General features: G+C 73.3%; 22 protein-coding genes and 1 tRNA gene. 7 read left to right on the top strand and 16 right to left on the bottom strand.

Going from position 1 to position 24,505, the window contains the following annotated elements; all coding sequences use genetic code 11:
• Positions 1-27 precede the first annotated feature (27 nt).
• Entirely contained in the window at positions 28-3,720 is a 3,693-nt protein-coding gene (metH, locus tag ACFP2E_RS01470) for a methionine synthase (protein WP_378522006.1), read from the bottom strand.
• Between the two features lie 204 nt (positions 3,721-3,924).
• On the opposite strand from metH, the gene ACFP2E_RS01465 reads away from it, so the two are divergent.
• Positions 3,925-4,773, top strand: a complete 849-nt coding sequence (locus tag ACFP2E_RS01465) for a PAC2 family protein (protein WP_378521850.1) — start codon at positions 3,925-3,927, stop codon at positions 4,771-4,773.
• Positions 4,774-4,776: 3 nt separating this feature from the next.
• Here the strand turns inward: ACFP2E_RS01465 and mshC are convergent, their stop codons facing one another.
• From mshC to ACFP2E_RS01440, 5 genes are read right to left on the bottom strand one after another with little or no spacing between them, the layout of a single operon-like run.
• Complete coding sequence (gene mshC / locus ACFP2E_RS01460) at positions 4,777-6,018, bottom strand: cysteine--1-D-myo-inosityl 2-amino-2-deoxy-alpha-D-glucopyranoside ligase (protein ID WP_378521849.1); 1,242 nt, start codon at positions 6,016-6,018, stop codon at positions 4,777-4,779.
• Between the two features lie 23 nt (positions 6,019-6,041).
• A complete protein-coding gene (locus tag ACFP2E_RS01455; protein ID WP_378522005.1) occupies positions 6,042-6,755 on the bottom strand; it encodes an SCO1664 family protein in 714 nt (237 codons plus the stop codon).
• A gap of 47 nt (positions 6,756-6,802) precedes the next feature.
• A complete protein-coding gene (locus ACFP2E_RS01450; protein ID WP_378521848.1) occupies positions 6,803-7,381 on the bottom strand; it encodes a DUF3090 domain-containing protein in 579 nt (192 codons plus the stop codon).
• A gap of 10 nt (positions 7,382-7,391) precedes the next feature.
• Positions 7,392-8,102 carry an MSMEG_4193 family putative phosphomutase gene (locus ACFP2E_RS01445; RefSeq protein WP_378521847.1) on the bottom strand — a complete coding sequence of 237 codons (711 nt, stop codon included), beginning with the start codon at positions 8,100-8,102 and terminating at the stop codon, positions 7,392-7,394.
• A 31-nt stretch (positions 8,103-8,133) separates the two neighbouring features.
• On the bottom strand, positions 8,134-8,955 hold the full coding sequence (locus ACFP2E_RS01440; RefSeq protein WP_378522004.1) for an undecaprenyl-diphosphate phosphatase: 822 nt from the start codon (positions 8,953-8,955) through the stop codon (positions 8,134-8,136).
• Positions 8,956-8,989: 34 nt separating this feature from the next.
• Between ACFP2E_RS01440 and ACFP2E_RS01435 the strand changes: the two genes are divergently transcribed.
• Together ACFP2E_RS01435 and ACFP2E_RS01430 are read left to right on the top strand one after the other, a co-directional pair.
• Positions 8,990-9,937 carry an aldo/keto reductase gene (locus ACFP2E_RS01435; RefSeq protein ID WP_378521846.1) on the top strand — a complete coding sequence of 316 codons (948 nt, stop codon included), beginning with the start codon at positions 8,990-8,992 and terminating at the stop codon, positions 9,935-9,937.
• Position 9,938: 1 nt separating this feature from the next.
• On the top strand, positions 9,939-10,160 hold the full coding sequence (locus tag ACFP2E_RS01430; protein WP_378521845.1) for a DUF5703 family protein: 222 nt from the start codon (positions 9,939-9,941) through the stop codon (positions 10,158-10,160).
• 21 nt (positions 10,161-10,181) lie between these two features.
• Here ACFP2E_RS01430 and ACFP2E_RS01425 read toward each other — a convergent pair whose 3' ends face one another.
• Positions 10,182-11,522: a M20/M25/M40 family metallo-hydrolase gene (locus ACFP2E_RS01425; RefSeq protein ID WP_378521844.1), complete on the bottom strand. Its 1,341-nt coding sequence runs from the start codon at positions 11,520-11,522 to the stop codon at positions 10,182-10,184.
• 111 nt (positions 11,523-11,633) lie between these two features.
• Between ACFP2E_RS01425 and ACFP2E_RS01420 the strand changes: the two genes are divergently transcribed.
• Positions 11,634-11,722: transfer RNA gene (locus ACFP2E_RS01420), tRNA-Leu, on the top strand.
• Between the two features lie 76 nt (positions 11,723-11,798).
• Positions 11,799-12,824: a sodium:calcium antiporter gene (locus ACFP2E_RS01415; protein ID WP_378521843.1), complete on the top strand. Its 1,026-nt coding sequence runs from the start codon at positions 11,799-11,801 to the stop codon at positions 12,822-12,824.
• A gap of 16 nt (positions 12,825-12,840) precedes the next feature.
• On the opposite strand, the gene ACFP2E_RS01410 is transcribed toward ACFP2E_RS01415, so the two are convergent.
• From ACFP2E_RS01410 to ACFP2E_RS01380, 7 genes are all read right to left on the bottom strand, one after another.
• Positions 12,841-13,797 carry an NAD(P)/FAD-dependent oxidoreductase gene (locus tag ACFP2E_RS01410; protein ID WP_378521842.1) on the bottom strand — a complete coding sequence of 319 codons (957 nt, stop codon included), beginning with the start codon at positions 13,795-13,797 and terminating at the stop codon, positions 12,841-12,843.
• The gene (locus ACFP2E_RS01405; protein WP_378521841.1) at positions 13,794-14,207 is read right to left on the bottom strand and encodes a hypothetical protein; all 414 of its coding nucleotides are present in this window, start codon (positions 14,205-14,207) and stop codon (positions 13,794-13,796) included. The genes ACFP2E_RS01410 and ACFP2E_RS01405 overlap by 4 nt, the downstream gene beginning before the upstream one ends.
• Complete coding sequence (locus ACFP2E_RS01400; RefSeq protein ID WP_378521840.1) at positions 14,204-15,451, bottom strand: NAD(P)/FAD-dependent oxidoreductase; 1,248 nt, start codon at positions 15,449-15,451, stop codon at positions 14,204-14,206. Before ACFP2E_RS01400 ends, ACFP2E_RS01405 begins: the two co-directional genes overlap by 4 nt.
• Positions 15,452-15,482: 31 nt before the next feature.
• Complete coding sequence (locus tag ACFP2E_RS01395; protein ID WP_378521839.1) at positions 15,483-17,843, bottom strand: response regulator; 2,361 nt, start codon at positions 17,841-17,843, stop codon at positions 15,483-15,485.
• Positions 17,844-17,964: 121 nt separating this feature from the next.
• Positions 17,965-18,129, bottom strand: coding sequence for a hypothetical protein (locus ACFP2E_RS01390; RefSeq protein WP_378521838.1), 165 nt, complete (start codon positions 18,127-18,129; stop codon positions 17,965-17,967).
• Positions 18,130-18,140: 11 nt separating this feature from the next.
• Positions 18,141-19,133 (bottom strand): zinc-dependent alcohol dehydrogenase family protein, encoded by a 993-nt coding sequence (locus ACFP2E_RS01385; RefSeq protein ID WP_378521837.1) that lies wholly within the window; start codon positions 19,131-19,133, stop codon positions 18,141-18,143.
• Positions 19,134-19,344: 211 nt separating this feature from the next.
• The gene (locus ACFP2E_RS01380) at positions 19,345-20,736 is read right to left on the bottom strand and encodes an acyltransferase (RefSeq protein WP_378521836.1); all 1,392 of its coding nucleotides are present in this window, start codon (positions 20,734-20,736) and stop codon (positions 19,345-19,347) included.
• A gap of 88 nt (positions 20,737-20,824) precedes the next feature.
• Between ACFP2E_RS01380 and ACFP2E_RS01375 the strand changes: the two genes are divergently transcribed.
• Both ACFP2E_RS01375 and ACFP2E_RS01370 read left to right on the top strand, forming a co-directional pair.
• Positions 20,825-21,406, top strand: coding sequence for a LysR family substrate-binding domain-containing protein (locus tag ACFP2E_RS01375; RefSeq protein ID WP_378521835.1), 582 nt, complete (start codon positions 20,825-20,827; stop codon positions 21,404-21,406).
• A gap of 194 nt (positions 21,407-21,600) precedes the next feature.
• Positions 21,601-23,361: a BCCT family transporter gene (locus tag ACFP2E_RS01370; protein ID WP_378521834.1), complete on the top strand. Its 1,761-nt coding sequence runs from the start codon at positions 21,601-21,603 to the stop codon at positions 23,359-23,361.
• A 14-nt stretch (positions 23,362-23,375) separates the two neighbouring features.
• Here the strand turns inward: ACFP2E_RS01370 and ACFP2E_RS01365 are convergent, their stop codons facing one another.
• Both ACFP2E_RS01365 and ACFP2E_RS01360 read right to left on the bottom strand, forming a co-directional pair.
• A complete protein-coding gene (locus tag ACFP2E_RS01365; RefSeq protein ID WP_378521833.1) occupies positions 23,376-24,230 on the bottom strand; it encodes an FHA domain-containing protein in 855 nt (284 codons plus the stop codon).
• Between the two features lie 2 nt (positions 24,231-24,232).
• The gene (locus tag ACFP2E_RS01360; protein ID WP_378521832.1) at positions 24,233-24,469 is read right to left on the bottom strand and encodes a hypothetical protein; all 237 of its coding nucleotides are present in this window, start codon (positions 24,467-24,469) and stop codon (positions 24,233-24,235) included.
• Between the last annotated feature and the right edge of the window lie 36 nt (positions 24,470-24,505).

Here is a 24,505-nt window from a genome sequence, read left to right as displayed (position 1 = left end):
CCGATGATCCCCGCCGGGACCGCCGACTCAGTCATCGGGGTCGTAGCCGAGGTTGGGCGAGAGCCACTTCTCGGCCTCGGCCAGCGTCCAGCCCTTGCGCTCGGCGTAGTCGGCGACCTGGTCGCGGCCGAGACGGCCGACGACGAAGTACTGCGAGGCGGGGTGGGAGAAGTACCAGCCGGAGACCGACGCGCCGGGCCACATGGCCATGCTCTCGGTGAGCTCGATGCCGGTCGTGCGCTCCACGTCGAGCAGCTCCCAGAGAGTGAGCTTCTCGGTGTGCTCCGGGCACGCGGGGTACCCGGGGGCGGGCCGGATGCCGCTGTAGCGCTCGGCGATCAACGCGTCGTTGTCCAGCGACTCGTCGGGCGCGTAGCCCCAGAACTCGGTGCGGACGCGCTGGTGGAGCCGCTCCGCGAACGCCTCCGCCAGCCGGTCGGCCAGCGCCTCGAGCATGATGGCGGCGTAGTCGTCGTTCGCCTCCTTCAGCGCCCTGATCCGCTCGGGCAGCCCGATCCCGGCCGTCACGGCGAAGCCGCCCACGTGGTCCGCCAGGCCGCTGCTGCGCGGCGCGACGAAGTCGGAGAGCGCGCGGTTGGGCACACCCTCGCGGTGCTCGCCCTGCTGGCGCAGGTGGTGCAGCACCGTCAGGACCTGCTCGCGCGAGTCGTCGGCGTACAGCTCGATGTCGTCGCCGACCCCGGCGGCCGGGAAGAACCCGAAGACACCACGGGCGGTCAGCCAGCGCTCCTCCGCGATCCGGTCGAGCATCCGCTGCGCGTCCTCGTAGAGCGACCGCGCCGCCTCGCCGGTGGCCGGGTTGTGGAGGATGTCGGGGAAGCGCCCCTTCATCTCCCAGGCGTTGAAGAACGGCTGCCAGTCGATGAACTCGCGCAGCTCGGCGAGGTCGTAGTCCGCCAGGACGTGCACGCCCGGGGCCTTGGGCGCCGGCGGCACGTAGCCCTCCCAGTCGACGGGCGTACGCCGCTCGCGGGCCTGCTCGAGCGTCACCATCGGGCGGTCGTGCTTCGCGGCGTGGCGGCGTCGGAGCGCGTCGTAGTCCTCGCGGATCCCGTCCAGGAGGGCCGGGCGCCGGGCGTCGCTGAGGAGCGCCGCCAGCGTCGGCACCGACCGGGAGGCGTCCTTGACCCAGACCACGGGGCCGTCGTACTTCCCGTCGACCTTCACGGCCGTGTGGGCACGGGAGGTCGTGGCGCCGCCGATGAGCAGCGGGATCTCGAGGCCGCGGCGCTGCATCTCCGAGGCGACGTTGACCATCTCGTCGAGCGAGGGGGTGATGAGGCCCGACAGCCCGACGGCGTCGGCCCCGATCTCGACGGCCGTGTCGAGGATCTTCTGGGCCGGCACCATCACGCCGAGGTCGACCACCTCGTAGTTGTTGCACTGCAGCACGACGCCGACGATGTTCTTGCCGATGTCGTGGACGTCGCCCTTGACCGTGGCCATGACGATCGTGCCGTCGGTGTCCTTGGCCGAGGCGAGCGCCGGGTCGGCGGCCTTCTCCTGCTCGATGAACGGGATGAGGTAGGCGACGGCCTTCTTCATCACGCGGGCCGACTTCACGACCTGCGGGAGGAACATCTTGCCGGAGCCGAACAGGTCGCCGACGACGTTCATGCCGTCCATCAGCGGGCCCTCGATGACCTCGATCGGGCGGCCGCCCCGCTCCGCGATCTCCGCGCGCAGCAGCTCGGTGTCGTCCTCGATGTGGGCGTCGAGGCCCTTGACGAGGGCGTGGGTGATCCGCTCACCGAGCGGCATCGAGCGCCACTCCTCCTCGGCGGCCTCGTCCGCCTCGCCGGTGCGGTTGTACCGCTCGGCGATCTCCAGGAGCCGTTCAGCCGCGTCGGCGCGACGGTCGAGGACGACGTCCTCGATACGCTCGCGCAGCTCGGGGTCGACCTCGTCGTAGACCGCCAGCGCACCGGCGTTGACGATGCCCATGTCCAGGCCCGCCTCGATGGCGTGGAACAGGAACACCGCGTGGATCGCCTCGCGGACGGGGTTGTTCCCGCGGAACGAGAAGCTCACGTTGGAGATGCCGCCCGAGACCAGCGCCCCGGGGAGGTTCTGCTTGATCCAGCGGGTGGCCTCGATGAAGTCGCGGCCGTACGACGCGTGCTCCTCGATGCCCGTCGCCACGGCGAAGACGTTGGGGTCGAAGATGATGTCCTCGGCCGGGAACCCGACCCGCTCGGTCAGGATGCGGTAGGCCCGCTCGCAGATCGCGGTCCGGCGGGCGAGGCTGTCGGCCTGGCCGTCCTCGTCGAAGGCCATCACGACGGCGGCCGCGCCGTGCTTGCGGCACAGCGCCGCCTGCGCGACGAACGCCTCCTCGCCCTCCTTGAGGGAGATGGAGTTGACGATCGGCTTGCCCTGGACGCACTTCAGGCCGGCCTCGATGACCTCCCACTTGGAGGAGTCGACCATCACCGGCACCCGGCTGATGTCGGGCTCGCTCGCGACCAGCTTGAGGAAGCGGTCCATCGCGGCGACGCCGTCGATCATGCCCTCGTCCATGTTGACGTCGATGACCTGGGCACCGTTCTCGACCTGCTGCGCGGCGACGGTGAGGGCCGTGTCGTAGTCGGCGTCCTTGATGAGCTTGCGGAAGCGCGCCGACCCGGTGATGTTGGTCCGCTCGCCGACGTTGACGAAGAGGCTCTCGGCGGTGATCGCGAGCGGCTCGAGCCCGGCGAGCCGCATGGCCGGCTGCGGGTCGGCCGGTGTACGCGGCTCGGCGTCGGCCACGGCCGCGGCGAGCGCGGCGATGTGCTCGGGGGTGGTGCCGCAGCAGCCGCCGACGATGTTGACGAGGCCGCTGGCGGCGAACTCGCCGACGGTGGTCGCCATCTGCTCGGGCGACTCGTCGTACTCGCCGAAGGCGTTGGGCAGACCGGCGTTGGGGTGCACCGACACGAACGTGTCCGCGACCCGGCTCAGCTCGGCGACGTACGGGCGGAGGTCGTCCGCGCCGAGCGCGCAGTTGAGGCCGATCGCCAGCGGGCGGACGTGCCGCACGGAGTTCCAGAACGCCTCGGTGACCTGGCCGGACAGGGTGCGGCCGGAGGCGTCGGTGATGGTGCCCGAGATCATGACCGGCCAGCGGCGGCCGTGCTCCTCGAAGAGCGACTCGAGCGCGAAGACGGCCGCCTTGGCGTTGAGCGTGTCGAAGACCGTCTCGACCAGCAGCAGGTCGGCGCCACCGTCGACGAGGCCTCGGGCCTGCTCGAGGTAGGCCGCGACGAGGTCGTCGAACGAGACGTTGCGGGCGCCGGGGTCGTTGACGTCCGGCGAGATCGAGGCGGTCCGGTTGGTCGGGCCGATCGAGCCGGCCACGAAGCGTGGCCGGTCCGGTGTCGCCACGCTGTCGGCGGCCTCGCGGGCCAGCCGCGCCCCCGCGAGGTTGATCTCGTAGGCGAGGTCCTGCATGCCGTAGTCGGCCTGGGCGATCGAGGTGGCGGTGAAGGTGTTGGTCTCGAGGATGTCCGCCCCGGCCTCGAGGTAGGCCCTGTGGATCTCGGCGATCATCCCCGGCTGCGTCAGGTTCAGCAGGTCGCTGTTGCCCCTGACGTCGTGGGACCAGTCGGCGAACCGCTCCCCCCGGAACTCCGCCTCCCCCGGCGCGTAGCCCTGGATGAGCGTGCCCATGCCGCCGTCGAGCAGCAGCACCCGCTCCCGGAGGAGTCGGGTGAGCATCTCGGTGGCGTCCGGACGCAGCGACTGGGACACGGCACTCCTCTCGCGGCGGTGAACCACCAGCCTAGGAACACGCGTCCGGAACGTGGACGCCCATTTCGCATGCTGGCACGGGTGCCCACATCGTGGCAGCCCCCACCGGCGCCGCGAAATCGTCGGCCGGTCGGCCCGGGGTCGGGTCGGTGCGGCAACTAGGGTGGTCGCGTGATCGAGATCGAGGAGACAGCCGACCTGGTCGACCCGGTCGTCATCGCCGCCTTCGAGGGCTGGAACGACGCCGCCGATGCCGCGTCCTCGGTGGTCGACCACCTCATCAAGGTCTGGGACGCCAGGACCGTCGCGGCCATGGACCCCGAGGACTTCTACGACTTCCAGGTCAACCGCCCGGTGGTCGGCACCGACGAGAACGGCCACCGCCGCATCACCTGGCCGAGCACCCAGATCGCGATCGCCTCCCCGCCGGACCTCGACCGCGACGTGATCCTCGTCCGCGGGATCGAGCCGAACATGCGCTGGCGGCAGTTCTGCGCCGAGCTCCTCGCGGCCTGCGACGAGCTCGGCGGCGAGCTGGTCGTCACCCTGGGGGCGCTGCTGGCCGACACGCCGCACACCCGGCCGATCCCGGTCACGGGGACGGCGACCGAGCCCGACCTCGTCGACCGGCTCAAGCTCGAGCAGTCCACCTACGAGGGCCCCACCGGGATCGTGGGCGTCTTCCAGGACGCGTGCGTGCGCCTCGACATCCCGGCCGTCTCCTACTGGGCGGCCGTCCCCCACTACGTCGCCCAGCCGCCGTGCCCCAAGGCCACGCTCGCGCTGATCGGCCAGCTCGAGGACCTGTTCCAGATCAGCATCCCGCTGGGCGACCTCCCCGAGGAGGCGCGGGCCTGGGAGCGCGGCGTCGACGAGCTCGCCGAGGAGGACGAGGACATCGCGGACTACGTCCGGGCGCTCGAGGAGACGCGGGACACGACCGACCTGCCCGAGGCCTCGGGCGAGGCCATCGCCCGGGAGTTCGAGCGCTACCTCAAGCGCCGCGACGACGAGGACTGACCGCTACAGCAGCGACAGGCCCAGCGCGGCGTCGAGCACCGGCAGCAGCGTGACCGCCGCCTCGGGGTCGCTGGTGTCGGCGAGGCCGTCACGGCCGAGCGTGGCGCCCACCCAGCGGTCGACGGCGGCCACCGCGCGCGGCGCGTCGAGGTCGTCGGCCAGCGCGTCGAGGACCTCGGCGACGACCGGACCGGCCGGCGCACCCGCGCCCAGCGACAGCGCCCGGCGCCACTCGGTGAGCGAGTCGACGGCCGCCCACAGCTCCTGGTCGGCGTACTCCCAGTCGCTGCGGTAGTGGTGCCGCATCAGGGCCAGCCGGATCGCCATCGGGTCGACGTCGCTGCGCCGCAGGTGGGAGACGAAGACGAGGTTGCCGCGCGACTTCGACATCTTCTCGCCGTCGTAGCCGACCATGCCGGCGTGGGCGTAGACCTGGGCGAACCGCTCCCCCGGCACCGCCACCTGCGCCTCACCGGCGCACATCTCGTGGTGCGGGAAGACGAGGTCGCTGCCGCCGCCCTGCACGTCGAAGGCGCTGCCGAGGAACTCCACGGCCATCGCCGTGCACTCGATGTGCCACCCGGGCCGGCCACGGCCGAACGGGCTGTCCCAGGCCGGCTCGCCGGGCCGCTCGGCGCGCCACACGATGCAGTCGAGCGGGTCCTTCTTGCCGACGCGGTCGGGGTCGCCGCCGCGCTCGGGGAAGATGCGGAGCATCTGGTCGCGGTCCCAGCCGGACACCTCGCCGAACGCGGGGTCGGCGGTCACCGAGAAGTACAGGTCGTCCTCGACCCGGTAGACGGCGCCGGCGGCCTCCAGCCGGTGGATCAGCTCGACGACGAGCGGGATCGACTCGACCGCGCCGATGTAGTGGTCGGGCGGCAGCACCCGCAGCGCCACCATGTCCTCGCGGAAGAGCTCGGTCTCCCGCTCGGCCAGCTCGGCCCAGTCGGCCCCCACCTTGGTGGCGCGCTCGAGCAGCGGGTCGTCGACGTCGGTGACGTTCTGCACGTAGGTCACGGCGTGGCCGGCGCTGCGCCAGGCGCGGTTGAGCAGGTCGAAGGCGACGTACGTCGCGGCGTGGCCGAGGTGCGTGGCGTCGTACGGCGTGATCCCGCAGACGTAGAGCCGGGCGGGCCCCTCCGGCCGGGTCGTCACCGGGCGGCCGGTGGCGGTGTCGTGGAGGCGGACGGGCGGCCCGGGGACGCGGAGGGCCGGGACGTCCGGGGCGGACCAGCTACGCATGTGCGGAGCCTATCCGGGGGTGGTCAGAACGGCGGCCACGGGATGACCGGTCCGTGGGCGTGCGGCTCGGGCATGGTCCCGGCGGCCAGCAGCCGCGAGCAGCGCCGCGCCAGCGCCCGCACCTCGGGCTCGTCGAGCAGCTCGCACAGCCGCTCGCCGAGCTCGCCGTCGACCGCGTCGTGGACGTGCTGCACCCGAGCCAGGTCCTCGTCCGGGACCGCTGCCCCGGCCCAGCCCCAGAGCACCGTCCGCAGCTTGGGGTCCGTGTGGAAGGTCACGCCGTGGTCGACGCCGTGGCGGTGCCCGCCGGGCATGGCCAGCACGTGCCCGCCCTTGCGGTCGGCGTTGTTGACCAGCACGTCGAACACCGCCATCCGGCGCAGCGGCTCGGTGTCCTCGTGGACCAGCGAGACGGGCCGGTCGTGGCCGTCGACCCCGTCGAACACGTGGTGCCAGCCGGCCGGGACCTGCCCCTCGGGCACGATGTCGACCGCCGACTGGCCCTCGTCCGGCTCCCGCCACAGCTGGACCATCCCGAGGCCGGCCGGGCCGTCGCGCAGCCAGGTCCGCGGGACGACGTCCCAGCCCAGCGCCTCGGACACGAGGTACGACGCCACCTCGCGCCGCGCGAGGGTGCCGTCGGGGAAGTCCCAGAGTGGCCGCTCGCCCGCGACCGGCTTGTAGACGACGCGCACGCCGTCGATCTCGGCGACGAACGTGGCGTTCGACGCCGGCATGATCCGGCCCTGGAGGACCAGCTCTCCGCCCCCGGGGTCGGGCGCGCTCACGGGTCCTGGCGCCGGAACCCGTTGGCCCGCACGCACAGGTGGCCGTCGGGGTCGATCGGGTTGCCGCAGAAGGGGCAGCTCGGCCGGCCGGCCTCGAGCACCTGCTCGGCCCGCTTGACGAAGGCGCGGGCGGCGCCGGGCGAGATCCGCACGAGCAGCAGCTCGTCGGGCTCGGGCTCCTCGAAGTCCTCGTCGACCTGTTCCGGCGAGACCACGGCGGCCTCGGTGAAGGGGAAGACCTCGATGACCACGCGCTGGTCGGCCGGGTCCCACGACAGTGTCATGGTGCCGGCGCGGAACTCCTCCTCGATCGGCTGCTCGAGCGGGTCGGTGTCCTCGAGGGCCACGGGGGCGACGGCCGGCACGACCGGGTCGCCGTGGTGGGCGGCCATCACTTCGTCGAGGAGCTCGTCGATCCGCTGCGCGAGCGCGGCCACCTGCTGCTTCTCGAGGGCCACGGTGACCAGCCGCTTGCCGCTGCGTGCCTGGAGGAAGAAGGTGCGCTGGCCGGGGGACCCGACGGTGCCGGTGACGAACCTTTCCGGCGGGTCGAAGCCGTGGACGAGGGGAGGCATGGCACCCACCCTAGGGGTGCCGGGAAGGGCCGGCCCCTCCCCCGACCGCGGCGTCGTCGCTGCGACGCCGCCGACGGCCTTTCGGCGGGGCGAGCCAGCCGAGATCCCCGGCGTACGTGTTGCTCGCGAGCACGAACGGCCGCGAGCCGGTGTAGCGCACCACCGACACCGACCCGGGGTCGACGTGGATGCGCTGGAACAGGTCGAGGTGCATGCCGAGCGCGTCGGCGAGCACAGCCTTCACGAGGTCGCCGTGGGTCACGGCCACCCAGACCGCCCCGGGCCCGTGCTCGGCCTCGGCGGCCGCATCGCGGGCGCGCACGGCGGCGACGACGCGCGCCTGCATCGCCGGCATCGACTCACCGCCGGGGAACGTGACGGCCGACGGCTGGGCCTGCACCGTGCCCCAGAGCCGCTCCTTCGCGAGCTCCTTGAGCGGGCGGCCCTGCCAGTCGCCGTAGTCGCACTCGCTGAGCCCGCGGTCGGTGACGAGCCGTGGGGCGGCCGGGTGGCCCGACGCGATCGCCTTCGCGGTCTGCCGGCACCGCTCCTGGGGGCTGGTCGCCAGCGCCGCCAGCGGGACGCCGGCCAGCCGCTCGGCGACGTGCTGCGCCTGCTCCGTGCCGACGTCGTCCAGCCGTACGCCGGGGAGCCGGCCTGCGAGGACGCCCTCGGCGTTGGCGGTGGTCCGGCCGTGGCGCACGAGGATCACGGTTGCCATGCCGCGGAGCCTAGGGCACTCGGGGGGCCACTCAGGCCGAGAGCACCCCCGCTGCGAGCAGGGCGAGGGTCAGCGAGCCGAGGCCGACCCGGTAGAGCACGAACGGCAGGTAGGAGTGGGTCGAGACGTAGCGCAGCAGCCAGGCGATGGCGGCGTACCCCACCACGAACGACACGACGGTGGCCAGGATGGTGGGGCCCCAGCCGTAGCTGTTGTCGCCGTGCGGGATCTCCGGCAGCTCGAAAAGCCCGGCCCCGACCACCGCCGGGATGGCCAGCAGGAAGGCGTACCGCGTCGCCGCGGCCCGCTCGTAGCCGAGGAAGCGGCCCATCGAGATCGTCGCGCCCGAGCGGGACACGCCCGGGATCAGCGCCATGGCCTGGGCGCAGCCCATGAGGATCGCGTCGCGCAGGCTCAGGTCGCGGATCTGGCGCCGGTTGCTGCCGACGCGGTCGGCGAGGCCGAGGACCAGGCCTAGGGCGATCAGCGTGGTGCCGATGATCCAGAGGTTGCGGAAGTCCTTCTCGATGATGTCCTTGAGCAGGATGCCGAGGACCACGATCGGCAGCGAGCCGATGATGATGAACCAGCCCATCCGCGAGTCGAGATGACCGCGGTACTCCGCCTTGAACAGCGACTTCGTCCAGGTGGAGCCGATGCGCCAGATGTCCTTGCGGAAGTAGATGAGGACGGCGAGCTCGGTGCCGATCTGCACCACGGCCGTGAAGGCCGCGCCCGGGTCCCCCCACCCGAACAGCTCGGGGAAGATCCGCAGGTGGGCGCTGCTGGAGATGGGCAGGAACTCGGTCAGTCCCTGCAGGATCCCGAGGAAGACGGCTTTGAGGAGGTCCACCACGGTGCGCAACCCTACGGCTACGGTTCTGCCCATGCAGCATCGCACCGTGGGCAGCACCGGCCTCCAGGTCTCGCGTCTGGGACTCGGCACGCTCACGTGGGGACGTGACACCGACGAGCACGAGGCCCGTGACCAGCTCATCGCCTTCGCCGAGGCGGGCGGCACCCTCCTCGACACCGCGGCCGGCTACGGGGACGGCGCCTCCGAGGAGCTGATCGCGACCCTCATCGGCGACGTCGTCGCCCGCGACGAGGTCGTCATCGCCACCAAGGCCGGCATCTCCCGCCGGCGCGGCGTCCGCGAGACCAACGTCTCGCGCGGCCACCTGATCACCACGCTCGACGCGTCGCTGAAGCGGCTGGGCGTCGACCACGTCGACCTGTGGCAGGTCCACACCTGGGTCGACGACATCCCGCTCGAGGAGACCCTGTCGGCCCTCGACTACGCCGTGACCAGCGGGCGGACGTCGTACGTCGGGATCTCCAACTACACCGGTTGGCAGACGGCGCAGGCCGCCACCTGGCAGCGGGCCGTCCCTGGCCGCGCGACCCTCGCCTCGACCCAGGTGGAGTACTCCCTGCTCAACCGCAACGTCGAGCACGAGGTGATGCCGGCCGCGGGGGCGCTCGGCCTCGGTGTGTTCCCGTGGTCCCCGCTGGGCCGCGGCGTCCTCACCGGCAAGTACCGCACCGGTACGCCGTCCGACTCGCGGGCGGCATCGCCGCACTTCGCCAACTTCGTGGAGAGCTACCTCACCGACCGGTCCTCCCGGATCGTCGAGGCGGTGGCGCGGGCCGCCGACGGGCTCGGCTGGTCGTGCGCCGAGGTGGCCCTGGCCTGGGTCCGGGACCGTCCCGGAGTCAGCGCTCCCATCGTCGGAGCCCGGACAGCCGCCCAGCTCCGTGGTTTGCTGGGGGTCGAGGAGTTGTGCCTCCCGCAGGAGATCGTGGAAGCGCTGGACGACGTTTCAGGAGAGTGACGTGGCTGCCCGTGCGACGCTCCGCCCACTCGGCCGCCGGGTCGAGTGGGAGTTCGACAAGGTGACGTTCTCGCGGGAGTACCCCCGCAACGTCGTGACGAAGCTGCTGGTGGAACGCGCCGAGCACGGCGGCTGGGAGCTCGACCGGGTGCGGGTCGCCGCCGACGGCACCCGGCGCGTCGTGCTGCGGCGCAAGATCATCCGGGCCGTCCGCACCGCCTGAGCCGGTCCCCGGGGCCGGCGGTCAGCCGGCGGCGTCGTCGAGGAACCGGTCGAAGACCCGCGCGCCGAACTCCAGCGCGTCGACGGGCACCCGCTCGTCCACGCCGTGGAACAGCGCCGTGAAGTCGAGGTCGGCCGGAAGCCGCAGCGGCGCGAAGCCGTAGGAGCGCAGGCCGAGCCGGTTGAAGTGCTTGGCGTCGGTGCCGCCACTCATGAGGTACGGCGCCACGACGGCGTCGGGGTCCTCGGCCAGCAGGGCGCGGGTCATCGCGTCGACGATCTCGCCCTCGTAGGGCACCTCCCACGGCTGCTGGTGGGAGACGAAGTCGATCTCGACGTTCTCGCCGCACAGCTCGGCCAGGGTGGCGAAGAACTCGTCCTCGAACCCGGGCAGGAACCGGCCGTCGACGTGGGCGGTCGCCTCGGTGGGGATGACGTTCACCTTGTAGCCGGCGTCGAGCATGGTCGGGTTGGCGGTGTTGCGGATCACCGCGCCCAGCATCCGCGCCGCTCCCCCGAACTCCTCGATGAGCGACTCGGCGTTCTCGGGCGTCGCCTCGGTGCCGACGAGCTCGGCGACGGAGGCCAGCAGCACCTTCATCGTGGGCGTCAACCGGACCGGCCACTCGTGCGCGCCGATCCGGGCAACGGCGGCGGTGAGGTCGGTGATGGCGTTCTCGCGGTTGATCATCGAGCCGTGGCCGGCGCGGCCCCGGGAGGTCAGCCGCATCCAGGCCATGCCCTTCTCGGCGGCCTCGATGAGGTAGAGCCGGCGGCCGTTGACGGTGGCCGAGAAGCCGCCCACCTCGCCGACGGCCTCCGTGCACCCCTCGAGCTGGTCGCGGTGCCGGTCGACGAGCACCTCGGCGCCCTTGTGGCCGCCCGCCTCCTCGTCGGCGGTGAAGCAGAGGGTGATCGGGCGGCTCGGCACCCGCCCGGCGCGGGTCCGGGCGCGGACCGTCGCGAGCAGCATCGCGTCGAAGTCCTTCATGTCGACCGCGCCGCGGCCCCACACGTAGCCGTCCCGGATCTCCCCGGAGAACGGGTCGACCTGCCAGTCCTCGGCGGCCGCGGGGACCACGTCGAGGTGGCCGTGGAGGAGCAGGCCGCCTCGCGGGTCCTCCTGGCCGGCACCCTGGCCGCCCCACTGCGCGATCAGGGAGGCACGCCCGGGCTCGGACTCCACGATCCGGCTCTCGATGCCCACCTCGTCGAGCAGCGTGGCGACGTACTCCGCCGCCTTGCGCTCCCCCGGGCCCTCGACGTCGCCGTAGTTGGTGGTGTCGATCCGGATCAGGTCGCGGCACAGCTCCACGACCTCGGCGGCCGGGTCGTACGGTCGGTCCTCGCTCGTGTTCCCCATGGAGCCAGCATGTCATCCACGTGCTCGGCGGCCCTGCCGTCCAGGTCCTCGGGGACCCGGGGGGCCGATGCGGGGCTTCCGCCCTTGCTGCGCTACAGTTCTCACGCACTCGTCCGGGTGGCGGAATTGGCAGACGCGCTAGCTTGAGGTGCTAGTGCCCGTATTAGGGCGTGGGGGTTCAAGTCCCCCCTCGGACACCAGGAACACCGCGAAGCCCCTGACATCGAGATGATGTCAGGGGCTTCGCGCTTTCCCCGACGGAGAGGAGCCAGCACGATGCTGCAGGACCTGTCGCTCGAGGCTGCGATCGCGCTCTTCGTCGCCTGCACGCTGGTCATCGGGTTCGCCGGCACGCGCCTGGCCGGCCTGGCCGACCGGATCGCGGACCGGACCGGGCTCGGGGAGGCGATCACCGGCGCGGTGCTGATGGGCCTCACCACGTCGCTGAGCGGCAGCGTCCTCTCGGTCTCCGCGGCCGCCGAGGGACGCCCGGACCTCGCCCTCTCCAACGCCGTCGGCGGGATCGCCGTGCAGACGCTGTTCCTCGCCGTCGCGGACGTGGCCTACCGTCGCGCCAACCTCGAGCACGCGGCTGCCTCGATCGGGAACATGATCCAGGGCGCGCTGCTGATGGTGCAGCTGTCCTGGCTGCTGGTCGCCTTCGCGATGCCGGAGTGGACCATCGGGCCCGTCCACGTCGTCACGCCGCTGCTGCTTCTGTCCTACGTCTACGGTCTGCGGCTGGCGCGTCAGACCCAGTCGGAGCCCATGTGGCGTCCCGCGCACACGGAGGAGACCCGGGAGGACGAGCCCGACGAGGAGCACGAGCGCGAGCCGCTGAGCCGTCAGCTCGTGACCTTCGTGGCGCTCGCAGCCACGATCGGCGTCGCCGGCTACCTCCTGGAGCAGGCTGCCTCCGCCATCGTGACGAACACCGGCCTGAGGCAGGCACTCGTCGGGACGCTGTTCACGGCCGTGGCGACCTCGCTGCCGGAGCTCGTCACCACGGTCGCCGCGGTCCGCCGTGGCGCCCTGACGCTCGCGGTGGCCGGCATCATCGGCGGCAACGCCTTCGACACCCTCTTCGCCGCCTTCTCCGACTTCGCCTACACCGAGGGCTCGATCTACCACGCTGTGTCGGACGAGGTGGCGTTCTGGACCGCGCTGGGCACGCTGATGAGCGCCGTGCTGCTCATGGGCCTGATCCGCCGCGAGCGGAAGGGCCCGGCCGCCATCGGCTTCGAGAGCGTCGCCATCTTCGCGCTCTACGCGCTGGGCGTGGCCGTCGTCGTGGCCGGCTGACCCAGAGCCCGACCGCTCACACCAGCCGTCGCACGAGCGCCCGCCCGAGGTCGCGCCCGGACAGCCAGGCGCCCTCGACCCGGGCCGAGGCACCCCAGCCGTCACCGCACACGCCCACCAGCCCGTCAGGGGCGTCGACCAGCGCGTGGGTGGCGGGGCGCTCCCCCGTCGGGCGCGCGTACGTCCACCGGTGCACGTGGACGTCCTCCGGCTCCGGGAGCGCCAGCAGGGAACAGAGGGCCGCGACCATGGCCGGGCCGGCGGCCGCCGGGTCCTCGAGGTGCCGGCGCGCGAGGCCGGGGGTCGAGTGCGCCACGAGCACCGGCGCGTCGTCACCGCGACGCCGCCCGTCGTCGGCCACCCAGGCCAGCACGTCGTCGCCGTTGACGAAGGCGCCGTCGAAGCGCCCGGTCGGGCTGACCTGGTCCCAGGTGCGGCGGCTCCAGCGAGCCGCGAGCGCCAGCACGGGCTCGTAGTCACGGTCCAGCAAGGCAGCCACCGGGTGGTCGTCGGCGACCAGGCGCCGGGCCTGCGGGTCGGGCATGGCCAGCACGACCGCCGTGCCGGGTCCGAGCAGCCCGGCCACGTCCGCCACCTCGGCGGGCACGACCTCGAGGTCGGCGGCGAGGTCCTCGACGAGCGAGCGCAGCCCGCCCGGCGCGCCCCAGCGCACCGGCCCCTCCTTGGCCGCGCGCTCCCCCGCCTCGAGCGCGCAGAACGTGTCGGTCCACGGGTGCGCCAGGCCGCGCCCGTGCCAGTCCGCCACGACCGCGCCGAAGTCGTCGTCGGAGATGGTGAGGTACGACGCGCCGAGGTCGACCGGCCGGTCCCAGAGCCGCCGCGACGCCATCCGGCCCCCCGGCCGGCGACCCCGGTCGAGCAGCCGCGCCGGCACGCCCGCGGCACGCAGCTCCCGGGCGCAGGCCACTCCCGACAGCCCGGCGCCCACCACGACGACCTCCGCGCCCGTCATCCGGCCGTCCCCACTGCGACCACCGCGGCGACCGCGCCGAGCACGGCGAAGGCGCACCGCCAGCGGTCGGTCACGAGCAGTCGGGCGACGAGTGCGTCGTCCTTGGCCGTCAGCCGGCCGTGGGTGGGGGCCGCCGCCGCGGCGGTGGTCGCGAGCGCCAACCCGGTCAGCACGAGTGCGGACCAGCCGACCAGGTCCGGTCCCGAGGCGAGGAGGAAACCACCCGAGACCAGCACCGCGAGGTAGGCCGCGCCCACGAGCGGGGTGATGGCGCGCGAGTGCCGCTCGTGGGTGGGCCGCCACTCCTCGGGGGACCGCTCGGCCAGCACCGGGTAGACCAGCACGGTCACCGTCAGCTGGAAACCCGCGTGGAACGACGCCGCAAGGGCGAAGGCGACGGCGGCCGTCATCGCAGCCCTGCCAGGACTGCCTCCGCGGCCCGCTGGCCGCTCACCAGCGCGCCCTGGATCGAGCCGGTGTCGCGGTGGTCCCCGCACACGACGAGGTCGCCGAGGCGCACCGGGCGTGCCGCGGAGTACGGTGCCGGCTGGGCCGGCAGCGCATCGGGCACGTCGTGGCGGGCGACCACCTCCCAGCCCGCAGGATCGACGCCGAGGAGGTCCGCGGCGTGGCGCCGCATGGCAGCCTCCCCGGGCACCCGGTCCGGGCCCAGCAGGGCCGAGCCCTGCACGAGGTGGCGTCCCGCGGGCGCGTACGACGGCGCCGCCCGGGACACCACCGCGGTGTTGACCAGCGGTCCGCCCGGTGTGCGGCGGGCGTCGACGTGCAGCAGGTCGGTGTCGGGGGCCTCGGGCGCCGCCCACCAGGTGGTCACGACGCCCTTGGTGGGCGGGACCTCGACCCCGGCCAGCTCCCGGGCGCGGGGCCCGTCGGCGGCGACCACCACCTGCCGGGCCCGCCAGGTCCGGCCGGCCGCGACCACCGCGGCCCCCTCGACCCGCTCGACGGGGTGACCGAGGCGGACCCGGTCGCCGAGGCGGGCGGCGAGCTGCTCGGGCAGGGCCTGCATGCCCCCGGCCGGCAGGGACGGCACGCCGCGGGCGAACATCCAGGTGAGGAGCAGGGCGTACCGGTCGGCGGTGCTGCCGTCGTCCTCCAGCAGCACCCCGGCGAAGAACCGGTCGACGACCCGCCGGAGCAGCCCGTCGACGCCGGCGCGGTCGAGGGCGGCGGCGCGGTCCACGTCGGCGCGGCCGGTCAGCACCTCCGAGAGCGTCGTCCCCGGCCGCGGACGCAGGAGGGGCGCGGCCCACCGGAGTACGGCGGCCACCTCGCGCGGACGCACCGCCGCGGTCGCGACCGTGACCGGCAGCAGCCGGGGCGCACGCAGCGGGTGGCCGAGCACCCTGGTCCTCGCGCCGGTGCCCGAGTCGGTGACGGCGGCGACGCCTGCTCCGAAGCCCTGGAGGACGAGTGCGTCGACGTCCACCCACCGGCGGACGGCGGGGTACGCGGGGTTGAGCAGCTGGAAGCCGCGGTCGACCAGGAAGCCGTCGATCTGCTCGGTGCGGATCCGTCCGCCGACGGCGTCCGAGGCCTCGAGCACCACCACCTCGTGACCGGCGTCGTGCAGCGCCTGCGCGCAGCGCAGCCCCGCCAGTCCGGCACCCACCACGAGCACGTCGGCGTCCACGCGGCGACAGTAGTCGGTGGGTCCCAGCGGGCTAGTCGCTCCGGCCGGCCGCGACCCACCGGTCGAGCGTGGCCCGGAGCGCCTCGAGGCTGACCGGCTTGGCCACGAAGTCGTCCATCCCGGCATCGAGGCAGCGCTCGCGGTCCTCGTCGAGGACGCCGGCGGTCATCGCGATGACCGGGGTCCGGTGCCCGTCGCCCTCACGCTTCCGGAGCTCCCGGGTGGCCTGGAAGCCGTCCGTGCCGGGCATGTGGCAGTCCATCAGCACCGCGTCGTACGACGACGCCTCGAGCCGTTCTAGCGCCACCTGCCCGTCGGACGCCACCTCGGCGGCGTAGCCGAGCTCCTGGAGGAAGCCGAGCGCGACCATCTGGTTCACCGCGTTGTCCTCGGCCACCAGGATCCGGCCCCGCAGCTCGCCCGCGGCCAGTGGCTCCTCGGGGACCCCGGGCTCGGCAGGCTGCTGGGGGGCCGTGCCCGGCCCCACCAGCCGGAGCAGGGCGTCCGCGAGCTCGACGGGGCGGATCGGCTTGCTCACCCAGCCGCCGATGCCGGCGCCCTGGGCCCGTTCGGCGTCGACGTCGCCGCCGGAGGTCAGCAGCAGGCACGCCGTGCCGGCCAGCGCCTCGTCGGCGTGGATCCGCTCCGCCAGCTCGAGGCCGTCGCCGTCCGGCATCAGCAGGTCGAGCAGCGCCACGTCGTACGCCGCACCCGCGGCGGCGGCACTGGTCAGCTTGGCCAACGCCGCACGGCTGTCGGCGGCCTCGTCGACGGCCACCAGACCCCAGGCCTCCAGCTGCGCGGCGAGGATCTGCCGGTTCAGCTCGTTGTCGTCGACGACGAGCGCCCGGAGCCCGGCGAGCTCGGTGTGCTCCCGGGGGGTCGGCGCCGCGAGGGCGACCGGGACCGGGACGCTGAGCGTGAAGGCGCTGCCCGCCCCGGGGGTGCTGACGACCTCGAGGTCGCCGTCCATGGCGCCCACGAGGCGGCGGGTGATGGCGAGGCCGAGGCCGGTGCCGCCGAAGCGCCGGGTGGTCGACGCGTCGGCCTGGGAGAAGGGCTCGAAGAGCCGCGGCAGCGCTTCCGGGTCGATGCCGATACCGGTGTCGCGGACCTCGAACCGCAGCGTCGTCCGGTGTCCCGGTCGGGCCTTCTCGGGGCCGGCCGTCACCGAGACGACCACCTCGCCCTGGGGCGTGAACTTGATCGCGTTGCCGGTCAGGTTGATGAGGGCCTGCCGCAGGCGCCGCGGGTCCCCGACGACGGCCTCGGGCACGTCGTCGTCGCAGTGCACGATGAACTCCAGGCCCTGCGACGTCGCGGACTCCGCGAGCAGCACGCCGAGCTCCTCGGCGAGGTGGCGCGGCGAGAACTCCACGGACTCGAGCTGGATCCGCCCGGCCTCGAGCTTGGAGAAGTCGAGGATGTCGTCGACGATCGCCAGCAACGCCTCGCCCGCGCCCCGGATGCCGGTGGCGTACCGGATCTGGGTCTCGTCGAGGTCGGTGCCGAGGAGCAGCCCGGTGAGGCCGATGACGCCGTTCATCGGGGTCCTGATCTCGTGGCTCATCGTCGCGAGGAAGTCGGACTTCGCCCTCGAGGCCGCCACCGCCTCGCGCCTCGCCTGGTTGAGCTCACGCAGCCGCTGCCGCGACTCGGTGATGTCGCGGAAGCTCCAGACCCGTCCCACGACCTCGTCGCCGATGCGCTGCGGCCGGGAGTAACGGTCGAAGACCCGACCGTCCTTGAACTCCAAGGTGTCGCTGCTCTCGGCGGCCGGGTGCTCGTAGAGGTCCTGGACCTTGTCGATGAAGACCTGCGGGTCGGCCAGCTGGTCCAGCACGTAGCCGAGGAGGCGCTCGTCGTCGCCGGAGGCCAGCAGCTCGGGCGGGATCCGCCACAGCTCGCTGAAGCGGCTGTTGGCGCCGGCGATGCGACCGTGCCGGTCGACCACCAGGATCCCGTCGGCGGTGGACTCCAGCGTCGCGCTCAGCAGGGACAGCGCCTCGCGCAGCTCCGCCTCGGAGCGCAGCCGCTCGGTGACGTCGCGGACCGAGACGACGACCTCGACGTCGCCGTCCCGGGTGGCCACCGTGTAGCTCACCTCGGCCGGGAAGGTGGTGCCGTCGCTGCGCAGGCCGCGCACGTCCCGCTCGACCCCGACGCGGTGGGCGGAGATGACGCCTCGGTGCCGGGCGAGGGCGGCCCGCAAGTGCTCGCCGAAGCTCTCCGAGAGGAGCCGGCCGTGGTCCTGGCCCAGCAGGCTCCGGGACGGTACGCCGAAGAGCACCTCGGTGGCGGCGTTGGCCAGCGCGATCCGCCCGTCGGCGTCGATCACGACGACGGCGTCGGCGATGGCGTCGACGACGCCGGCGGCTGCGACCTCGGGCACCCGGGAACCCCTCTGCTCGGTGGGCGCCACCGGGACCGGACCCCGGAAGCCGCCCGGGCACACCGTATGCCCCCGGCCCGTCCCGGGCCGGGCTTTCCCGCGCTTCGGAGCGCGTCGTCCCTCAGCCGCCGTCGACCAGGCCCAGCAGTGCGCTCAGCGCGCCGGCGAGCACCAGCCCCACGACCGACCCCGCCAGCACCCCCAGCAGGGTCACGAAGATCAGCGACTCCACGGCGAGCCGCAGCTGCACGAAGACCGTCGGCTCGGGCTCCACCCGGATGCCCATGTCTGCTCCTGTCAGTCGTCGGTTGATGCCATCAGCAGGACGGCCGCACCCGCCAGGCCACCTCGCGTGAGGTCGTCGAGCGCGCGCGGGGCGTCGTCGAAGGCGTACGTCGTGATCCGGGCGCGCACGCCGAGCGTCGGCGCGAGCCGCAGCAGCTCCTCGCCGTCGCGGCGGGTGTTCGCGGTGACGCTCGTCAGCGTGCGCTCCCGGAAGAGGTGCTGCTGGTAGTCGAGCGCCGGCACGTCGGTGAGGTGGATGCCGGCCACCGAGAGCGTGCCGCCGTCGGCGAGCGCGGCGAGCGCCACCGGGACGAGCTCGCCGACGGGCGCGAAGAGGATGGCCGAGTCGAGCGCCACCGGAGGGCAGCCGTCGGCGGGCCCCGCACTCGTGGCGCCGAGCTCGAGGGCCAGCGCGCGCGCCTCGGGGTCGCGCGTCAGGACGTGGACCTCCGCGCCCGTGGCCAGCGCCAGCTGCGCGGTCAGGTGGCCGCTCGCGCCGAGCCCGTAGACGCCGAGCCGTCCTCCCGGCGGCAGCTGCGCCCGCCGCAGCGCGCGGTAGCCGATGATCCCCGAGCAGAGCAGCGGGGCGACCGCGAGGTCGGTGAGCGCCTCGGGCAGCTCGTAGGCGAACGCCTCGGGGACGACGGCGTACTCCGCGAAGCCGCCGTCGGCGTCCCAGCCGGTGTACTCCGAGCCCCGGCACAGGTTCTCGCGGCCCGACCGGCAGGCCGCACAGCCGCCGCAGGTGCGCCGCAGCCAGGCGATCCCGACACGGTCGCCGGGCGTGAACCGCCCCGCCGACTCCCCCGTCGCCACGACCTCACCCACGACCTCGTGCCCGGGGACGGTCCGCGGCCGTCGTGGCGCCAGGTCGCCGTCGGCCAGGTGGAGGTCGGTGCGGCAGACCCCGCAGGCCAGCACCCGGACGAGCACCTCGTCGGGGTCCGGTCGGGCGACCGGGCGCGTCTCCGCGACCAGGCGCTCCGGGGCCCCTGGCCCCGCCACCGCCCAGGCCCTCATCTCACGCGGGAGGGCGTCGGCGGCCACGGCTCACCGCCGGCCGAGGTGGAGTGCGCGACGACGGTGACGGCGCCGGCGCATCCGGCGCGCGGGTCCGGCGACCCGGTGGGTGACCGCCCTCAGGACGGGGTCGGCGGCAAGCCGCCGACGCAGGCCGGCCGGGGCGACGTGTGACGCCATGGTCGTGGTTCCCCTCTCACCGGCGTACGTGTCCCCGCATCCCCCACTGTCCCGGCGGGCGCGCGGGCGGGGCAGGGACCTTGGACCCCGGTCGGGTGACCCTCGGTCCCGGCCCCCGCGCCGACCCCGTTCCCGACAGCGCCACGGCGAGGACCGGAAGCAGCGGGAGCCACCAGCGGACCTGCCCCTCGGCCCCGAGCAGGCCGTGGTCCAGGACGAGGCCGAGCCCGGCGGCGACCCCGAGCGCGCCGAGCAGCGGTCGCACCGCCCCGGTGCGGTGGGCGGGCTCGGCCGGCTCCTCGAAGCGGCCGACCAGGGCGACCAGCAGCAGGGTCGTGGCGCCGAGCGCGACGAACCACACCGGCCGGGTCCACCACCACGCCGCCGACGCGGGCTCGTCGTCGAGCACGGGCAGGCCGGTCGCCAGCACCGCCGCCACCGCGAGGCCGAGGGCGGTCATGTGCCACAGGTACGTCGTCATGACGCGCCGGTTGAGCGCGACGACCAGGAGCCACACGCCGTCACGGGCCACGAGGCGCCGCAGCGGCCCCTCGGCCGCCAGCAGCAGCCCCGCCTGCGCCAGCCCGAGGAGCACGAGCGTGACCCTCGGCGGCACCGTGTTGTCGAGCCCGTGGCCGGCGACCCCGACCATGGAGACACCGTAGGGACCGACCGCCACCAGCACCGCCAGCACCAGCCCCGATCCCAGTCCCAGCGCCAGCCGGTGCGGCACGCGTCCCAGCCGGCGGTCGACCCAGGCGTAGCCGACCTGGTGGACGGTGCACCACACGAGGAGCGCGCCGACGACGGTGATGGTGTCGCGCTGCGACGCCAGCGCCTCCCCGCCGGGGACCGCGCCGTTCAGCGTGGCCAGGTCGAGCAGGGCCATCGCCACGACGCCCGTCGCGACGCTCCCCCAGCCCCAGCGCTCCCAGGCCGCGAGCGTCATCGGCACGGCAGCCACCACCAGGAGGTAGATCGCCAGGAACCAGGTCGGCACCAGCGCCGCCCGGGCCGCGATCCCGACCCAGTCGGTGCCCACCCCGGCGTACGGCGCGACCAGCGGCAGCACCGACCAGGCGACCAGCAACGGCACCAGCGGCCGGGCCAGCCGCGAGACCCGGCCCCGCAGCCACCAGCCGTACGTCGCACCCCGCGCCCGGCTGCGTCGCCAGGACAGGGCGTTGACGTAGCCGCCGACGAGGAAGAACACCGGCATCACCTGGAGCACCCAGGTGAAGGGGTGGGTCCACGGCTCCAGGGCGAGCAGGCTGTCGCGGCGCAGCACGGCAGCTCCGGCGGGCCCGTCGGGCCGGTCGACGTACAACCCGGCCATGACCCAGTGCCCGAGGACCATCGCGACCAGCGCCGTGGCACGGAGCAGGTCGACCACCCGGTTGCGGTCCATGCCCCATGCTGGACGTCTGCCGCGTCGGCGGCGACAGGGCCGAAGGCCCGGAGTCGCCGGTCCGATGCTCCTGCCCTACGGTGAGCGCATGGACCCCTTCCGGGTCGGGTTCGTGACCGGCGCGACGCCCGACAAGTGGGCGCGCACGTGGCGCGAGCGCGAGCCCCGCAAGCCTCTCGAGCTCGTTCCGGTCACCGAGGAGCAACAGGAGCCGCTGCTGCGTGACGGCTCACTCGACATGTGCCTCGTCCGGCTGCCGGTCGACCGGGAGGGCCTGCACTGCATCCCCCTCTACGAGGAGGTGGCGGTCGTCGTCGTGCCCCGCGACCACCTCGTCACCGTCGCCGACGAGGTGGTGCTGGCCGACCTCGACGAGGAGCAGCTGGTGGCGCCGCACCGCTCCGGCTGGACGCCCGCCGTCGACCAGCTGGACTTCCCGCCGATGACGTCGCAGGAGGCGGTCGAGGTGGTCGCGAGCGGCACGGGCGTCGCGCTGATGCCGATGTCCGTGGCGCGGCTGCTGCACCGCAAGGACGTCACCCACCGGCCGGTGTCCGACCTGCCGACCACCACGGTCGGGCTGGCCTGGCTGGTCGACAACGAGGACGAGAGGGTCCAGGCCTTCATCGGCGTCGTGCGAGGACGGACGGCCCGAAGCTCCCGTCGTTGAGCGGGATCCCGCGTCCGGAAGCGGACTGGACGTGGGCGGGATCACGGTTGCACCGCTTTGGCGCAGGGAAGAGAACCCTCGGTACTGTGCGCCCTTTGCCCGGGCCCCGGCGCGTGCGCGGGGGACCTCTTTCGAAGCTGTCGACCGATCCCGAACTGAACAGGAGGCGGCGGCCCACCAGGCTGCCGACACACGTGACGACCCAGGACGTGAAACCGCCCCAGCAGGCCGACAAGGCCTCCCGCGTCAAGCAGGCGCTGACGAGCCCCGTGGACGACGTCGTCCCGCACCCCGCCCTCGACGTGCCCGTCGAGGAGGCCCGCCACTCCCGTGGCCTCGACAAGCTGGTCTTCGGCGTCAGCGCCGCCCTCGCGATGGTCTTCCTCGCCTGGGGCTTCGTGAGCACCGACTCGCTGGCGGACGTCTCCGGCCGGTCGCTCACGTGGGTGATGACCAACGCCGGCTGGCTCTTCGTCCTCACCTCGAGCGCCTTCGTGGTGTTCGTCATCTGGCTGGCGATCGGCCGCTTCGGCAACATCCCGCTGGGTCGCGACGACGAGGAGCCGGAGTTCCGCACCGTCTCCTGGATCGCGATGATGTTCAGCGCCGGCATGGGTATCGGCCTGATGTTCTACGGCGTGAGCGAGCCGGTCAGCCACTTCGTGAGCCCGCCGCCGGGCACCGGCGAGGCCGGCAACCCCGAGGCCGTCCAGCACGCCATGGCGACCACCCTCTTCCACTGGACGCTGCACCCGTGGGCCATCTACGCCGTCGTGGGACTCGCGATCGCCTACGGCGTCTACCGCAAGGGCCGGCTCCAGCTGATCTCGGCGGCCTTCGCGCCGCTGCTCGGCGAGCGGGCCAACGGCCCGGCCGGCAAGGTCATCGACATGTTCGCCATCTTCGCGACGCTCTTCGGCTCGGCCACCTCGCTGGGCCTCGGCGCGCTGCAGATCGGCAACGGCCTCCAGCTCGTCGCCGGCCTCGGCCGCGTCGGCAACGGCCTGCTGATCGGCGTCATCGCCGTCCTGACCGCCGCCTTCGTGCTGTCCGCGGTCACCGGCGTGGCCAAGGGCATCCAGTGGCTGTCCAACATCAACATGGTGCTCGCGGTCGTCCTCGCCGGCTTCGTCTTCCTCGTCGGCCCGACCGTCTTCATCCTCAACCTGGTCCCGACGTCGCTCGGCAGCTACGTGCAGGAGCTCGCCATGATGTCGGCGCGCACCAGCGCCGAGGGCGTCGCCACCAGCGAGTGGCTGCAGGGCTGGACCGTCTTCTACTGGGCGTGGTGGCTCTCGTGGACGCCTTTCGTCGGCATGTTCATCGCGCGCATCTCGCGCGGCCGCACGATCCGCCAGTTCGTCACCGGCGTGCTCCTCGTGCCGAGCCTGGTGAGCCTTGTCTGGTTCGCCATCTTCGGCGGCGCGGCGATCGACCTGCAGAAGAAGGGCACCGACGTCGCCGGTGCCGGCGGCCTGGAGTCCCAGCTCTTCACGACCCTCGAGGCCTACCCCTTCGCGACGGTCGCCAGCATCCTGGTGATGGTCCTCGTGGGCATCTTCTTCGTGTCCGGCGCGGACGCCGCCTCGATCGTCATGGGCACGCTGTCCGAGCGCGGCACCATCGAGCCGTCGCGGCCGACCGTGATCTTCTGGGGCGTCGCTACCGGTGCCGTGGCCGCCGTGATGCTCCTCGTGGGCGGAGCCGACGCGCTCTCGGGCCTGCAGACGATCACCATCGTCGCCGCGCTGCCGTTCGTGCTCGTCATGATCGGACTCGCCGCGGCCCTGGTGAAGGACCTGCGGACCGATCCGCTCATGGTGCGCAAGCAGTACGCCGAGGAGGCGATCGAGCAGGCCGTCATCACCGGTGTCATCGAGCACGGTGACGACTTCGTCATCGCGGTCGACAAGGACCCGGCCGCCAGCAGCTCCACCGAGGGCGACCGGGCCTGACGTCCGCCTGACCCTCAGTCCCCCGGCCGCTGCACCTGCTCGCGCGGCGGCTGGGGGCGCTGGTGGCCCAGCTCGCCGCCGATGCGGCCGCCGTAGGGCCGACCGTGGTCGGCCCACTCCTCCCGGCTGTAGACGAGCTGGTGGTCGCCGAGCTCGACACGGGTGCCGGTGCGCAGGATGGACCGCTCCGCCGGAGCGCCGTGCACCCGGGTGAGCGCGTCGGGGCTGTGCAGCACGAACTCGTCGTCCGCGTCGTGCTCGACGGTGGCGTGGTGGGGCGCGAGCCCGGGCAGGACCACATCGCACGACGGGTCCGAGCCGATGGTCGTCACGCCGTCCTTCAGCCAGTACACCGGCTGCCGCTCGCCTCCCCAGACGTCCTGCTTCACGAGGACGAGGCGCGGGCTGCCGCCGCGGGCCGGGTCGTGGGTCAGCCCCACCGGCCGGCGCATCCGGCGCGCGAACGTGGGGGCGGGCGGCCAGGGAGTCGTCGGCGGTGCGACACCTGTCTCGGGCAGCACCGCCTCGGTCTTCCGGGCCCGCGACCTCGCGGACGTCCAGGCGCCGCGCAGGCTGCCGAGCCGCACGTGGCGCGACTTCGTCGCCCGCCGCTGCCACCAGGGGGCCACCACGTCGCCGAGCGTGACGAGGTGGCGTCCCCGGTGGACCACGCGGACCGTGACGCGCTGCCGGGCCAGGGTGTCGGCCAGCATCGCGATGGCCGCGGCGTCCCCGCTGCCGGCGAAGGCACCGGGGTCGTCGACCTCGAGCTCGAGCCGGCTGTCGCGGCCCCTGAGGGTGCCCTGCACCGGCTTGCCGGCAGGGGTCTCCAGGGCGAAGGACAGGTCTGCCGTGACCAGGGTGGCCATGATCAGGACCGACCCGACACGGCGTCGCTGCTGGTGATCGTCAGCGTGCCGTCGATCTTCCACGTCGCCCGCGGCGCGTTGCTACCGGTGTCGCGGGGGACCTCGACGAACATGTCGTGGAAGGTGTAGTTGATGGCTGCCTCACGGCCGGTGAGGAAGGACCACATGCGCTGGCCCAGGTCTGCCCAGTCGACGACCTCTTCACTGTTGCCACCGAGGGGCTGGCTGCTGACTGACATCGGAACCTCCGGGTTGAATTTCAACATTTACTTCAA

Source organism: Nocardioides sp. GCM10027114, from assembly GCF_042659625.1.
In the GTDB taxonomy this organism is placed as follows: domain Bacteria; phylum Actinomycetota; class Actinomycetes; order Propionibacteriales; family Nocardioidaceae; genus Nocardioides.
The sequence above is the reverse complement of the archived record's forward strand: the minus strand, read 5'-3'. Positions and strand labels throughout refer to the sequence as shown.